Genomic DNA, 14,093 nt, shown 5'->3' with positions numbered 1-14,093 from the left:
CAGTGTTTTTTAGGAGAGTGCGGTTCTTGTGACGATTCGTCGCGATGGTGAATCCGGGGGTGCCTTGGTAGAGCGGGCCCTTTAGAATGGGCAGCATGCCCAAAGAGAAGTCTGTAACAGTCCATCGTGCGCTCGTACTCATGCTGACCTATGTCGTGCTCGCCGTTTCCGGCGGTGTGGTGGCCAGTCTGCTGTTCATGCCTGCCGTGTTCGGCGCCAATACCGTGGCGAAGGCCGTCGTGCCCTCGCTGCAGGTGGAAGGCGTGGACTTCGACGTGACCAGCCTGCCGCAGAGGTCGGTGATGTACGCGAGCGACGGCACCACCGAAATCGCGCAGTTCTACAGCCAGAACCGCATCGTCGTGCCGCTGAAGGACATCTCGGAGCCGATGCAGCAGGCCATGGTGGCGCGTGAGGACCGCCGCTTCTGGCAGCATTCCGGCGTGGACGTGCAGGGCGTGCTGCGCGCGTTCGTGCAGACCTATCTGATCGGCGGCGAACAGCAGGGCGGTTCGTCGCTCACCCAGCAATACGTCAAGAACGTGCTGCTTATGCAGGCGATCGAAGACAATGATCCGATCGCGCAATACCACGCGTCGGAAAGCACCATCGCGCGCAAGATCCGCGAGATGCTCATCGCCGTGCAGATGGAGAAGACCTACTCCAAGGCGGAGATTCTGCAGGGCTACCTCAACATCGCCCAGTTCGGCGTGAATCTGTACGGCGTGGAGACCGCCGCGGAACGCTACTTCAACACGACCGCCGCCGAACTCAATATCGTGCAGGCCGCCACAATCGCATCCATCACCCAGAACCCGAGCAACTACGATCCCACGATCGAGGAGAACCAGGCCGAATGCGAGACGCAGCGCAACATCGTGCTGGGCCTGATGCTGCAGGAAGGCTACATTTCGCAGGATGAATACGACGAGGCGGTGAACACCCCGCTGGTCGACACGCTCGACGTCCAGGACGTGCAGGTGGGTTGCCAGGACGCCGGCGACTACGCCTTCTTCTGCGACTATGTGGTGCATAAGATCGAGAACTCCGAGGAATTCGGCGAAACCGCCGAGGAGCGCGAGAAGCTGCTCAACGAAGGCGGCCTGACGATCGTGACCACGCTGGACGTCGACGCGAACAGCCTGCTGATGGAGGAGGCCCGCAACACGATCCCCGCGGACGACGCCAGCGGCATGGAGATCGTCATGGCATCGGTCAAACCGGGCACCGGCGAGGTGCTGGGTTTCGGCATCAACAAGACATACGACGCCACATCGGACGCGGCTTCGGACCCGACCAAAACCTCCATCAACTACGCGGTGGACATGGTCGACGGCGGCGGATCGGGCTTCCCGATCGGCTCCTCGTGGAAGCCGGTCAATCTGATCGCATGGATGGAAGCCGGGCGCTCGATCAACGAGAACCTGCAGACCACCACACGGTACGCGCAATCGGAATTCGATTGCGACGGGTATAACGGCGGATCGACGATATGGTCGGTGCAGAACGCGTTGGGCACCGGAACCACGAACCCGGAAAGCCCGTTCTTGGGCCTGGTGCGCTCGCACAACACCACGCAGGCGTCGATGGGCGCGATCATCGGCCTGTGCGCGGTGGCCAACACCGCCACCGAGCTGGGCTACCACGACGCCTACACGGGATCGACGTTGCAGGAGAGCACCTCGTTCACGCCTTCGATGCTGATCGGCACGGTGAACGTCTCGCCGTTGACCATGGCCAGCATCTTCGCCGTGTACGCCTCCAACGGCGTGCAGTGCAACCCGATCGCCCTGACCAAGGTGACCGACAAGAACGGCAACGACATCGACGTGCCCTCCGCCAACTGCCATCAGGCGGTCGACCCGGAGATCATCCAGACATTGGCCTACACCCTCAACCAAGGCGTGGTCAGATCGGACGGCGCGGGCGGCTCGGCCCAGTTGGACAACGGGCGCAAAACCTTCGCGAAAACCGGTACGAACGGCAACACCTACGTGTCGACGGGCGGCTTCATCCCCAATGAAATCGCCACCTTCGTGCTCGTCGGCGACGCGCAGGGCTCGACCGCGATCGAGAACATCACCATCAACGGCTCGTACAACTCGTATTGGGACGGCTCCACCATCGCGGCCCCCGCATGGCGTCGGTTCATGAACGCCTACGCGGAACGCAAACAGTTGGCCATCGACAACGACTACGGACAACCATCGTCGAAATACACGGCGACCAGCAGCACGGTGACCTCGATTCAAGGCACCACCCTGTCCTCCACGTCGACCAGCAGCAACAGCAATTCGACGACCAATTCGACGACCAATTCGACCGACGGCACCACCAGCCAGCAGGACGACTGATCTGACGTGAGATTCGTCCGGCGGCCTGGTTCCGCCTGAGTTGGGCATGTATTCGACGGGCGTTCACCGACAGCGGTGAACGCCCGTCTACAATATGTGAGTAGCGGTCTTTGCCGAAGCGATGCCATCGAAAGGGAGGATGCGATGACGCAGGATGAACAGATCCACGAGAACTTCGATTTTCGGGGATTCGACGTGCCTGAGTTGGAGGCGGTGACGTTGGCCGCCCAAGAGGCGGGCGCGAAGCGTGCGAAACACGCGAAGGCCGCGGACGGTGGGGAAGGCTCCGCAATCCCGAAGAACGGGAAGAAGAAGGAGAAGGGCGCGAAGGTGAAGAAGTCGAAAACGAACACGAAGGGCGCGAAGGTCGGGAAAGCCGGGAAGGACGGGAAAGCCGTGCGGTCCGCCGAACGAGACGACGCGCGCGACGAACAGCGGGGGAGCGCCGCGGGCGTCAAACTGTTCGAGCCGATGACCCTGCGCGGCGTGACCATGCGCAACCGCGTGTGGCTTCCGCCGATGGACATGTATTCGGCGTTCGCGCGCGACGGCAAGCCCACGCCCTTCCACTACCAGCATTACGTCTCCCGCGCGATGGGCGGATTCGGCATGATCATCGTCGAAACGACGGCCGTCGCGCCCGAAGGCCGCATCTCCCCATGCGACGTGGGCCTGTGGGAGGACGGGCAGATAGAGTCGTGGCGCTGGATCGTCGACGGCATCAAAGCCGCGGGCGCGGTGCCCGCCATCCAGCTCAACCATGCCGGACGCAAAGCCTCCACCGGTTGCTTCGCCGTGGGATACGACCGCGAAAGCGTGCCCGCCGAGGCCGGCGGGTGGCCCACGGTCGCGCCCTCGCCCATTCCATTCGGCTCGTTGGCCAAGCCGCGCGCGTTGGGTGTGGATGAGATCCACGGCATCGTGACCGCGTTCGCCTATGCGGCCGGGCGCGCGGTGGCCGCGGGCTTCCAGGCGATCGAGCTGCATGCCGCGCACGGCTATCTGATCTCGCAGTTCCTCGACCCGCTGTGCAACGAGCGCGACGACGAATACGGCGGCGACCTGAACGGACGCGCGCGCTTCATGCTGGAGATCGTGGATGCGGTGCGTGCCACGATACCGCAGGATATGCCGCTGCTGGTGCGCATATCCGCCACCGATTGGGCTGCGGGCGGCTGGGATCTGGACCAGACGATCGCGGTGTCCGCCATGATGAAAGAGCGCGGCGTGGACTTGGTGGATGTGTCCACCGGCGGCATCATCGACGGCGTGACGATTCCCGTGAAGGCGAACTACCAGGTGCCGTTCTCCGCACAGGTGCGTGAGAAGGCCGGCGTTCCGGTGACCGCGGTGGGATTGATCACCAAGGCGAAGCAGGCGGAGAAGATTCTGCGCGCCGGCGACGCGGACGCCATCGAAATCGGCCGCGCCGCGCTGCGCGACCCCTACTGGCCGTTGCGCGCCGCCGACAAGCTCGGCGTGCGTTCCGCCGACATGCCGTACGCGCCGCAATATCTGCGCGGCGCGTATTAATGCGTTAGTGCGGATTCCCCGTCATCCTGAGCGAAGGCCGAAGGCCGGAGTCGAAGGCCGGAGTCGAAGGATCTTATCGCCTTTGACGGTATGGATTTGAGATCTTTCGACTCTACGCTCCGCTCAAGATGACGGAAGGGGACGGAAGGGAAGGGCGTTTCCCTCCGGGCGACGGCAGGGACCTACAGATCCGCGCCGACGGCCTCGGAGACGTGCTCGAAGCCGTCGCGCTTGAGCAGCTCGGCCAGACCACGCTTGAGCACGGTGATCTGCTGCGGTCCGCGGTACATCAGCGCGCTGATGAACATCACCAGATCCGCGCCGGAGCGAATCTTGGCATAGGCCTGTTCGGGGATGAAGACGCCGCCGATGCCGGCGATGGCGAAACGGTCGCCGTACTCGCGACGCACCTGACGGATCAGATCGTTGCTGGCGCGGTAGGTGGGGCCGCCGGACAGGCCGCCCTCCCAATCGTGGGGGATGGCGAGACCGGTGCGGTCCTTCTGCAGATTCGCGATGGACAGGCCCTGCACGTTATGCTCGGCGAGCACGTCGAGCAGGTCCTTGAGCTCGGCCCACGGCTTGTTGAGCGGAAGCTTGACCAGCGTGGGCTGCGGGCGGTCGATCCGGTCGAGCGCGGTAAACAGCTGGTCGAGATTGTCGGGGCTGGCGGTGAAGGGCTCGCCGGCCTTGGTGTTGGGGCAGGAGACGTTGACCTCGACCATGGCGGTGCGGCCCGCGGCGCGGCGCATGGAGATGCAGTAGTCCTCGATGCCTTCGGCGAGGTCGCCGGTGAGCGAATCGTTGGTGCGCGCGATGGAGACGGAGATCTGCATGGAACGCGCCTTGGTCCACGCCTGCTCGGCGCGTTCGATCACCGTGTCGGAGCCGATGTTGGCCAATCCGACGTGCACCATCATGGAGTCGTATTCGGGCAGGCGGTGGAACCACGGTTTGGCGTTTCCGGGGCAGACGCGCGAGGTGGTGGATCCCACCGTTTCGAAGCCGAATCCGGCGTTGTCGAGCAGCACCGGCATCTCGCAGTTCTTGTCGAGGCCGGCGGACAGGCCGAAGGGATTGGCGAAGTCCACGCCCATCACCGTGGTCTCGAGCACGGGATCGGTGTAGTTGAGCATCTGGCGTTCGAGCCACATCAGCGGCGTGATGTTCTTGGTCAGCTGGCAGAAGGTGATCATGCGGTCGTGCGCCTCGTCCGGCGGCACGTTGAACACGAAGTTCGGCTTGATGATGTGCTTATACCCAAAAGTGAACAGGTCGGTGGTGGCTTTGTTGACGGCGTCGTGCCAGAAGCTTTCGGAAACGTAACTCATGGGGTCCATTGTGTCACGGTCGGTGCCGTTTCCACAACGTTTTGGGCGCGAGGTTTTGCGACGATTCAATCGCGAGGTTTTACAACGCTTTAACCGCCAGGGGCGAAAAACGGCTTGTTTTCGGTGTTTGGGAGCCCTGATGGTTAAAGCGTTGTAGTTGACGTGCTGTCAGTTATAACGCTTTAACCATAGGGGGTGTCCGCCCGCACCAGAATCGGCTTGTTTCCAAGGCTCGTTGATTCGCGGTGGTTAAAGCGTTGTAACCGAGATAAGGGGATGTGCGAAAGTTGACGCAAATTTTATAAGAATCGCTCATCCGGGTTTGAAATATGAGCTTTTATGTGCGATAATGTTCGTATGATTTCGTCACAGCGTCAGCACCTCATTTTGAGCAGGCTGCGCACGCGTGGTGCCGTGCGCATTACGGCGTTGTCGAAGGAGTTGGGTGTGTCAGCGATGACCATCCGCCGCGACATCGCCGAACTCTCCGACAAGGGTCTGCTCAAGCGCGTCCACGGCGGTGCCGTGACCACCAGCACCCTGCTGAGCGAGCCGTTGTTCTCGGTAAAATCACAGATGGACATCGGCCTGAAAGACGCCATCGCCCAAGAAGCCGTGAAATACGTGGCCCCCGGCGACGTGATCGCCATCGGCGGCGGCACCACGGCCTACGTGTTCGCCCAGCATCTGCTCGAATCGCAGCAGGCCAGCGGCATCACCATCCTCACCAACTCGATCCCCGTGGCCGAGCTGGTGCAGGCGCTCGAGTCGAAGGACGTCGAGGTGATCGTCACCGGAGGCGTGATTACACGCTCCAACTCGCTGGTGGGCCCCATCGCCGACAAGGTGGTCGCGTCCCTGCGCGTCAACACCGTGTTCCTCGGCACGCATTCGGTCTCCATCCCGCGCGGCTTCCTCATGCCGAACTCGCTGGAGGCCGCCACCGACATGGCGATGATGGACATCGCCGACCGCACGATCATCCTGACCGACCATACGAAGTGGAGCTGCACATCCCTGTCGCTGTTCGCACGCTTCGACCAGGTGGACACGGTGATCACCGACGACGGACTCGACCCCGACTCCGCCGCCAAAACCAAGGATTTGGTGAAAGAACTCGTTCTGGCACACCAGAGCGAACCCGAAGAGGAAAGTGAGTGACAACAATGTCGCAATTCGCGAACTACACCCCTGGGGCGTATGCGAAGGAGCATATCCGCATCACACCGACGACCCTGGCGGACGGACGTGACTTTTTCTATCTGGACGACGATCCCGAATACGTCTCCGGTGCGAAAACGCGCGAACTGAACGATCCGCGCGAGCTGGCGTACCGGTTCTCCAACCAGCTGAACGCCGCGGGCGAGGAGGTGCCCTACGCCGCCCCCGAGATGCGCCGCGACCCGCTGACCGGCGACTGGATCCCCATGGCCACCGCCCGCATGAACCGCCCGATCACCGCCGGCCCCGGCGCCACCGCCACCGGCAATCCGCTGGCCGCGCGCAAGCCCGGCGACCCCTACCAGGACGGCGAAGTGCCCGACACGGACTACAACGTCGTGGTGTTCGAGAACCGCTTCCCCTCCATGGTCAAGGTTCCCGGACGCTCCGAAGCGGTGGAATACATTAACGGCAGCCCGCTGTGGGAGCGGAAGCTCGCCGCCGGACGCTGCGAGGTCATCTGCTTCGACCCGAACGAGACCGGCCTGCCCGCCGACCTGCCCGTGACCCGTCTGCGCACCGTCGTGGAGGCGTGGGCCTTCCGCACCGCGGAGATCTCCACAATGGACGGCATCGAGCAGATCTTCCCCTTCGAGAACCATGGCCAGGAGATCGGCGTCTCGCTCGCCCACCCGCACGGCCAGGTGTACTGCTATCCGTTCATCGCCCCCAAGATGGAGACCGAGCTCAAGCACACCGAAGCCTACTTCGAGAAAACCGGCGGCAACCTGCTCAAAGACATCATGAACGCGGAGATCGAGGCGGAGGAGCGCATCGTGATGCGCAACCACTCATGGATCGCCTACGTGCCGGCCGCCGCCCGTTGGCCCCTCGAGGTGCATGTGGCCCCCGTGCGCGACGTGCTCACGCTCGACGAGCTCGACGATCAGGAGCGCTGGGATCTGGCCCAGATGTACTCCACGCTGCTCAAGCGCGGCAACGCCTTCTTCGACAAGGGCGACGGGCTGGGTATGGACCTGCCCTACATCGCCGCGTGGCATCAGGCGCCGATCCATGACGCGCGCCGCGAACACTACCGTCTGAACCTGCAGTTCTTCTCGTTCCGCCGCGCCGCCAACAAGATCAAGTACCTCGCCGGATCCGAATCCGGCATGGCCGCTTGGATCTCCGACACCACCCCCGAACTCATCGCCCAGCGCTTCCGCGAGCTGGGAGCCATCGACATCGCCGACTGACCCCACAAGGAATCATCATGACTGCTGTTGAATTCATCGCGCCGCTTTCGCACGACGAAGGCGTGAAGATCGCCACCGACCTGTTCGTGAAGACCTACGGCAAGCAGCCGGCCGGCGTGTGGGCCGCGCCGGGCCGCGTGAACCTGATCGGCGAGCACACCGACTACAACGCGGGCCTGTGCCTGCCGATCGCGTTGCCGCACCGCACCTTCGTGGCCCTCGCTCCGCGCGAGGACACCGTGGTGCACGTCGTCTCCGACGTGAAGCCGGACCAGGTCGCCGAAGCCGACCTCGACGGACTCGCCGCCGGCGACGTCGACGGTTGGGCCGCCTACCCGGTGGGCGTGGCGTGGGCGTTGCGCGAGGCCGGATTCGATCAGGTGCAGGGCTTCGACGCGGCCTTCGCCTCCTGCGTGCCGCTAGGTTCGGGCCTGAGCTCGTCCGCCGCCATGACCTGCTCCACCGCACTGGCCTTGGATGAGGTATATGGCCTGGGCTATGGCTCGTCCGACGCGGGACGTGTGACCCTGATCAACGCCGCCATCAAGTCGGAGAACGAGATGGCCGGCGCCTCCACGGGCGGCCTCGACCAGTCCGCCTCCATGCGCTGCACCCCGGGGCATGCGCTGCTGCTCGACTGCCGTCCGGAGCTGACCGCGCTGGAGAACGTCTCCCAGCAGGTCTTCGATCTGGATGCCCACGGACTGGAACTGCTTGTGGTCGACACCCAGGCGCCGCACCAGCTCAACGACGGCCAGTACGCGCAGCGCCGCGCCACCTGCGAGGAGGCCGCGCGCATCCTCGGCGTGGCCAACCTGCGTGTCGCAGCCGACGGCATCGCCAAGGCGGACGACCAGTTCCAGGCGCTCAAGGAGACCCTGGACGCGCTGGACGACGAGACCATGAAGAAGCGCGTGCGCCACGTGGTCACCGAAATCGAACGCGTGCGCTCCTTCGTGCGCGCCTTCGCGCAGGGCGACATCGAAGCGTCCGGACGTCTGTTCAACGCCTCGCACGACTCGCTCGCCGCGGATTACGAGGTGACGGTTCCCGAACTCGACATCGCCGTGGATGTGGCGCGGGCCAACGGCGCGTACGGCGCGCGTATGACCGGCGGCGGCTTCGGCGGCTCCATCATCGCGTTGGTGGATAAGGGCCGTTCCCAAGAGGTCGCCCAGCTCATCGCCGACGAATTCGAACGCCAAGGCTTCCACGCGCCGCGCGCATTAGCTGCAGTGGCTGCGGCGAGTGCGTCACGCGAGGCGTGAGCTACGTTACGACATCGCCCTCCGTCCCAGACGGAGGGCGTTTTGCTTTGCGGCGTCAAAAGAGGATGTATGGCGCAGAGGGCGGGGCTAGCGATAGCCCTGCCAGTGGGGGAGGGGGAAGAGGATGTTCTCGTATTGCGCCCAGGTGTCGAGCAGGTCGATGTTGGGCTCGCCGAGCCAGCGGGACTGCAATCCCTCCATCGCCGAGCCCACCGTCATGGACAGCAGCGCTATCGATTGCGGCGTGGAGAATTCCGGAGGCAGCTTCCAGGGGAATCGTCCGACTTCTTCGCGCAGCCGCTCTCCTCGTTGGGAGAAGTAGTCATGGGCTGGATGGTGGGGGTCCAGCGCTTCGGCGCGCAGCACGATATAGAGCTGTGTGAGCATGGGGTTGCGTAGGCTTTCCTGCGCGATGATGCGGTACCATTCCGGCATCAGCGCCGGGGAGCGTTCCAGCTCTTCCTTGGATAGGGAGAGTTTGTCGTCCAGATATTGCTTGCCCGTATTCCCGTTGCCGTGTTCGTCGTATTCTTCGAGGATGAGCGAAAGCAGTCCGTTTTTGTTCTTGACGTATCTCAGTATTCCCGCTTGGCTGAGTCCGGTGCGGTCCGCGACCTCCTGGATGGTCATGCCGTAGAAGCCGCGTTCCGACAGCACTTCCATCGCCGCCTGCGTGATGTCCTTGACCCGTTGGGAACGTTGTTTTCTCATGGTGCATCTCCTCGTGTGCCTCTGTCTTCATCAATATAGTCGCCGTACCTCCGACGGCGGGTGCTGACCCGTCGTCGACGACACGCGTTGACAAGATTTCCTCCTCGTATTATTCTAATCCACATTGGTAAGTAAGTATTTACTTATCAAGAGGAAACGGGTACCGCGAAAGGTGACGGTCGTATCGCAGCGATGCGTCGCCGATCAACCGCGGTGCCGTGCCGGGCGAGGCCGTCCGGCGCGAAGGGCGGGTGGACCACCGGTCCGTCCCGCGTACATATGCGGAAAACCCGCGCATGAACATGGAGGTTCATATGTCGTCACAACACAAAACCAACTGGAGGCCGTGGCTGGTGTTCGCCGGATGCTGCGTGCTTTCGCTCGTCGGTTTCGGCCTGATCGTCAACACGGCCGGCCTGTATTACACCCCACTGTGCGAAGAGCTGGGCATCTCCCGCGCGCAGATCGCGTTGGCCTCGTCGATCATGGCCATCGCCACCATGCCGACGATGCTGTTGGCCGGAGGCATCATGAAACGCGTCGACTCGCGCGTGCTGATCTCCGTCTGCATCACCGTGGTCGCGCTGCTGTTCCTCCTCCAGTCGTTCTTCACCCAACTGTGGCAGTTCTACGTGTCGTTCGCGCTGATGGGCGTCGCGTACGTCATCCCGATCTCCTTGGCCCCCAGCGTGCTGCTCACCAACTGGTTCGAAGACAAACTCGGCCTGGCGATGGGCATCGCCTTGGGCATCAGCGGCATCGGCGGCATGATCTTCAACCCCATCGTCTCCGCTTGGATCACCAATCTCGGCTGGCGCTCGTCATACCGCATCACCGCGCTGGTGCTGGCGGTTTGCATCCTGCCTTTCGCGATCTTCGCGTTCAAATTCCGTCCGGACGCGAGCCGGAACGAATATGCGTACGGCCATGTGGCCAGCGCCGATGAGAAGCAGGGCGTGCAGACCGAACTCACCGGCATGAGCGCCAAGCAGGCGTTCAAAACCAAGTCGTTCGCGTTGCTGGTCGTGGTCTCCGTGCTGCTGCAGGTGGTGGCCGCCATGGTGCAGCACGTTTCCGGCCATGAGGTGGCGCAGGGCCTGACGTTGGAACAAGGTTCGCTGGTGGTCTCCGGCATCATGCTCGGCGCCGCGGTGGGCAAGGCGACCATCGGCATGCTGCTCGACCGTATGAAAACCGAGCTGGTGATCCTCATCTACGCCGCCGTGGGCCTTATCGGCTGGGGATTGATGGCGCTGTCCGGAGCCGTGACGCCCGCCACCATCGCCGGATTCCTCGCAGGCCTCGGCCAAGGCGTGGTGCTGGTGGCCCTGCCTTGGATGATCCGCCAGTTCTTCGGCCAAAAGGACTACGCCACGATTCTGAGCGTGGTCTCCGTATTCGGCTCGGTCGCCTCGGCCATCGCCGGCACCGCGCACGGCGCTGTGTACGACCTGACCGGCAGCTATCTGCCGTCGCTGGTGGGCAACGTCGCGTTCTACGTGATCGCCGCCGCCGCGGCCATCATGGCCTACAAACTGCGTCCCGTCAAGGACGCGCGCGCCAGCCGGTGAAACCGGCGCGCGGATCGGCCGGACGACCGCCATCCGCACAGGACAGACGACCCATCACAAGGAGCCGCAATGAGCGATGCCGATGAATTCATGAACAACTATCTGGCGAACATCCGCCGGCAATACGAACAGTCCGCCTACGCGCCCGTATGCGAGGCCAATCCCAAACGCACCGAGACGGTTGTCTGCCGCGACGGCGTGGAGTTGACCGCCGACATCTACACGCCCGCGATGCCGGGGCCGTACCCCACGATTGTGGTGCGGTGCCCATACCCGCAGCAGGTGCCGCTGTGGGAGCTGCACGGCGAGGAGCTGGCGCGTCGGGGATACGCGATGGTGTGCGAATGGTGCCGCGGCACCCACACCTCCGGTGGGGAGTGGGAGCCGAACGTCAACGAACGCGACGATGGCGCGGATCTGCTCGCCTGGCTGGAGGAGCGGGACTGGGTCGATGTGGTCGGCCTGTGGGGAACCTCGTACCTGTCGCTGGCATGCTGGGTGATGGCCGACATCACAACCCCCAAAGTGGCGTCCATCTGCGCCAACCACTATGGCACCGACCGTTTCGCCTCCGCATACCAGAAAGGCGCGTTCCGTTGCGACGTGCTGACCGCGTGGGCCATGCAGAACGCGGGACATCCGGTGGAGGCCGACTACCTGCAATCCGCGCTCCACCGACCACAATTGAGTGTGGACGAGGACATGTGGGGCGGCCGGCTGGACTGGTACCGCGACTGGATCAGCCATCCGCGAGGAGACGACCCCTACTGGGACGAGGGTTTCTGGGGGCTGCTCAAATCCATCCCCGCGAAGGTCACGGTGCCCATGTTCATCCAGGAAGGGTGGTTCGACCATCATCTCGGCAGCGCGCTCACCGGATATCAGAGCCTCAACCCTCAGGCCAAGGAGCATTCCTGGCTGCGCATCGGCTGCTGGAACCACTACTTCCTCAATCCGCTGGAAGGACTGGAACCGAGCGGACTCGACGCCACCGAAGTGCCGGCCGCGCTCGAATGGTTCGACCTGACGCTCAAACGACGCCAAACTCCGCGCCGCAAAGTGGAATACTACGAAATCGGCGACGACTCATGGCACACCACGGATCATTGGCCGCCCGACGCCGGCGATGCCGCCGGAAGCGGCGAAATCAGGCTGTACCTGGCCGCCGGGCAGAATGAAGACGCGTGCGGTGAGAACGGGCTGGCCCTCGCTCCGCCGGCGGAAGGCGCGTTGGAATACGACTACGATCCCAACGATCCGGTGCCCACCCGCGGAGGGGAGGCGCTGCTGACCACAATGGGCGAGATCGGCGCGCGCATCCAGCCGCGGCCCGGCTACCGCGACGACGTGCTGAGCTTCGTGTCGCAGCCACTCGACGAAGACCTGCACATCCAAGGGACGATCCGCGTGGAACTGTACGTGTCCAGCTCCGCCGCCGACACCGCCTTCACGGCCAAACTAATGTGCGTGGACCCGGACGGCACGGCGCGCAACTACCGCAGCTCCATCACCACCCTCGCCTTGGACGATCCCGACACGCCCGACTACATGCCCGGCGGGGTGCGGCGGGTGAGCGTCGACATGTGGGATATCTGCTGGAAGGTGCCCGCCGGCTCACGCATCCGCTGCGACATCTCCTCATCCGACTTTCCGCAGTACTCCGTGCACACGAACACCGCCGGACTGTGGAGCGCGCAAAGTGAGGCGGTGACCGCGCGCCAAACCATCCATATGGGAGCGACCACCCCGTCGGCGGTGGTGCTGCCGATCGCAACCGCCGACCGAATGTGAATACCGTAGAAAGGACTAATGATGATCGATCAGGAAGTATTGAATCTGTTCGCGGGCAACGCCGCCGCCATGGCCGAAGGCGACGCTCCCCATCTGGCGGCGCAGAAGCTGCCGGACGGCGTGGAACGTATCAAGGACCTGCCCTATACGGGGAATCAGGACGGCGCGGTCGACACCGAGGCGAAAACCGCCCACCTGCTGGATATTTACAAGCCCGCTGATTCGCCGGACGACGCCCTGCTGCCGGTGATTGTGGACTTCCACGGCGGCGGCCTGTACTACGGCAACAAAGAGAACAACGAATGCCGCGACATGCTGCTGACGGCGCGGGGCTTCGCCGTGGTGAACGCCAACTACCGGCTGGTGCCGACGGTGAGCTTCCCCTCTCAACTGAAGGACGCGATGGCGGTGCTCGAGTGGGTCGCGGCCCACGGAGCCGAATATGGGCTGGATACGAGCAGAGTGTGCGTCACAGGCGACTCGGCCGGAGGGGCGTTGGCGCTGTACCTGTGCGCGGCGAACGGCTCCGCGCAATTGGCTGCGGCATTGGGCGTGAAGCCGTGCGCCATCGACGTGCGCGCGCTCGCGGTCACCTCGGGCATGTTCCGCCTGTCCGGCGGCGTGCATGCCACCGCGCTGTCGTATTACGGACGTGGTTACTTCCAGACGCCCGACGACCATGTGATGATGAACCCCTATCTGGATTTGGACAAGCTGGTGGTGGATGCGGGCGAGGGGCTGCCACCGGTGTATATGGTCACCAGCGTGGAGGATTTCATCGCCGACAACAGCTATGAGCTGGCGCGCATCCTCCATGCCCGCCACCGCGACCATGCGATGAAGGTATGGGCGCGCGGCGGCGAACGGCCGCTCGGCCATGTGTTCAACATCACCCAGGCCGGCGATCAGGAAGCGAGCGAGGCGCGCGAGGCCATCGCCGACATCGCGGATTTCTGCAAAGCATACTGCGCGTAGACCCGGGTTCGGGGCTTTCCATGGTGCGGTGTGCCCATCGTGCGGTGCCTTAGAAACGTTGGAATTCCAACCCACCGCACCATGTGGTCACCGCACCATGGGCGCTTTCGCACCATGGACCGCACTATGGGGCGTGTACTGG

10 protein-coding genes are annotated in these 14,093 nt (G+C 63.7%); 8 read left to right on the top strand and 2 right to left on the bottom strand.

What is annotated here, in order from left to right; translation table 11 throughout:
- The first annotated feature begins 86 nt into the window (after positions 1 to 86).
- Together BL8807_RS01770 and BL8807_RS01765 are read left to right on the top strand one after the other, a co-directional pair.
- Positions 87 to 2,354, top strand: coding sequence for a transglycosylase domain-containing protein (locus BL8807_RS01770; RefSeq protein WP_072723582.1), 2,268 nt, complete (start codon positions 87 to 89; stop codon positions 2,352 to 2,354).
- Between the two features lie 144 nt (positions 2,355 to 2,498).
- On the top strand, positions 2,499 to 3,887 hold the full coding sequence (locus tag BL8807_RS01765) for an NADH:flavin oxidoreductase/NADH oxidase (RefSeq protein ID WP_072723583.1): 1,389 nt from the start codon (positions 2,499 to 2,501) through the stop codon (positions 3,885 to 3,887).
- A 182-nt stretch (positions 3,888 to 4,069) separates the two neighbouring features.
- Here BL8807_RS01765 and BL8807_RS01760 read toward each other — a convergent pair whose 3' ends face one another.
- A complete protein-coding gene (locus tag BL8807_RS01760) occupies positions 4,070 to 5,218 on the bottom strand; it encodes a quinone-dependent dihydroorotate dehydrogenase (protein WP_072723680.1) in 1,149 nt (382 codons plus the stop codon).
- Positions 5,219 to 5,575: 357 nt separating this feature from the next.
- Between BL8807_RS01760 and BL8807_RS01755 the strand changes: the two genes are divergently transcribed.
- From BL8807_RS01755 to galK, 3 genes are read left to right on the top strand one after another with little or no spacing between them, the layout of a single operon-like run.
- Positions 5,576 to 6,379 (top strand): DeoR/GlpR family DNA-binding transcription regulator, encoded by an 804-nt coding sequence (locus BL8807_RS01755; protein ID WP_072723585.1) that lies wholly within the window; start codon positions 5,576 to 5,578, stop codon positions 6,377 to 6,379.
- Between the two features lie 5 nt (positions 6,380 to 6,384).
- Positions 6,385 to 7,635: a galactose-1-phosphate uridylyltransferase gene (gene galT / locus BL8807_RS01750; protein WP_072723587.1), complete on the top strand. Its 1,251-nt coding sequence runs from the start codon at positions 6,385 to 6,387 to the stop codon at positions 7,633 to 7,635.
- A gap of 17 nt (positions 7,636 to 7,652) precedes the next feature.
- On the top strand, positions 7,653 to 8,903 hold the full coding sequence (galK, locus tag BL8807_RS01745) for a galactokinase (protein ID WP_072723589.1): 1,251 nt from the start codon (positions 7,653 to 7,655) through the stop codon (positions 8,901 to 8,903).
- A gap of 87 nt (positions 8,904 to 8,990) precedes the next feature.
- On the opposite strand, the gene BL8807_RS01740 is transcribed toward galK, so the two are convergent.
- Positions 8,991 to 9,614, bottom strand: coding sequence for a TetR/AcrR family transcriptional regulator (locus BL8807_RS01740; RefSeq protein ID WP_072723591.1), 624 nt, complete (start codon positions 9,612 to 9,614; stop codon positions 8,991 to 8,993).
- Between the two features lie 314 nt (positions 9,615 to 9,928).
- On the opposite strand from BL8807_RS01740, the gene BL8807_RS01735 reads away from it, so the two are divergent.
- From BL8807_RS01735 to BL8807_RS01725, 3 genes are all read left to right on the top strand, one after another.
- Positions 9,929 to 11,185 (top strand): MFS transporter, encoded by a 1,257-nt coding sequence (locus BL8807_RS01735; protein ID WP_193057481.1) that lies wholly within the window; start codon positions 9,929 to 9,931, stop codon positions 11,183 to 11,185.
- A 69-nt stretch (positions 11,186 to 11,254) separates the two neighbouring features.
- Positions 11,255 to 12,976 (top strand): CocE/NonD family hydrolase, encoded by a 1,722-nt coding sequence (locus BL8807_RS01730; RefSeq protein ID WP_072723593.1) that lies wholly within the window; start codon positions 11,255 to 11,257, stop codon positions 12,974 to 12,976.
- 18 nt (positions 12,977 to 12,994) lie between these two features.
- Entirely contained in the window at positions 12,995 to 13,951 is a 957-nt protein-coding gene (locus BL8807_RS01725) for an alpha/beta hydrolase (protein WP_226847408.1), read from the top strand.
- Positions 13,952 to 14,093 lie beyond the last annotated feature (142 nt).

It is taken from the genome of Bifidobacterium lemurum, from assembly GCF_014898175.1.
In the GTDB taxonomy this organism is placed as follows: Bacteria; Actinomycetota; Actinomycetes; order Actinomycetales; family Bifidobacteriaceae; genus Bifidobacterium; species Bifidobacterium lemurum.
This window is presented reverse-complemented; position numbering and strand designations above follow the sequence as displayed.

Excerpts from the sequence above, each read along its gene's own strand:
- BL8807_RS01725 (WP_226847408.1), top strand. The coding sequence starts at position 12,995 with ATGATGATCGATCAGGAAGTATTGAATCTGTTCGCGGGCAACGCCGCC.
- BL8807_RS01770 (WP_072723582.1), top strand. The coding sequence starts at position 87 with ATGGGCAGCATGCCCAAAGAGAAGTCTGTAACAGTCCATCGTGCGCTC.
- BL8807_RS01755 (WP_072723585.1), top strand. The coding sequence starts at position 5,576 with ATGATTTCGTCACAGCGTCAGCACCTCATTTTGAGCAGGCTGCGCACG.
- BL8807_RS01735 (WP_193057481.1), top strand. The coding sequence starts at position 9,929 with ATGTCGTCACAACACAAAACCAACTGGAGGCCGTGGCTGGTGTTCGCC.
- BL8807_RS01760 (WP_072723680.1), bottom strand. The coding sequence starts at position 5,218 with ATGAGTTACGTTTCCGAAAGCTTCTGGCACGACGCCGTCAACAAAGCC.
- BL8807_RS01765 (WP_072723583.1), top strand. The coding sequence starts at position 2,499 with ATGACGCAGGATGAACAGATCCACGAGAACTTCGATTTTCGGGGATTC.
- BL8807_RS01730 (WP_072723593.1), top strand. The coding sequence starts at position 11,255 with ATGAGCGATGCCGATGAATTCATGAACAACTATCTGGCGAACATCCGC.
- BL8807_RS01740 (WP_072723591.1), bottom strand. The coding sequence starts at position 9,614 with ATGAGAAAACAACGTTCCCAACGGGTCAAGGACATCACGCAGGCGGCG.
- galK (WP_072723589.1), top strand. The coding sequence starts at position 7,653 with ATGACTGCTGTTGAATTCATCGCGCCGCTTTCGCACGACGAAGGCGTG.
- galT (WP_072723587.1), top strand. The coding sequence starts at position 6,385 with ATGTCGCAATTCGCGAACTACACCCCTGGGGCGTATGCGAAGGAGCAT.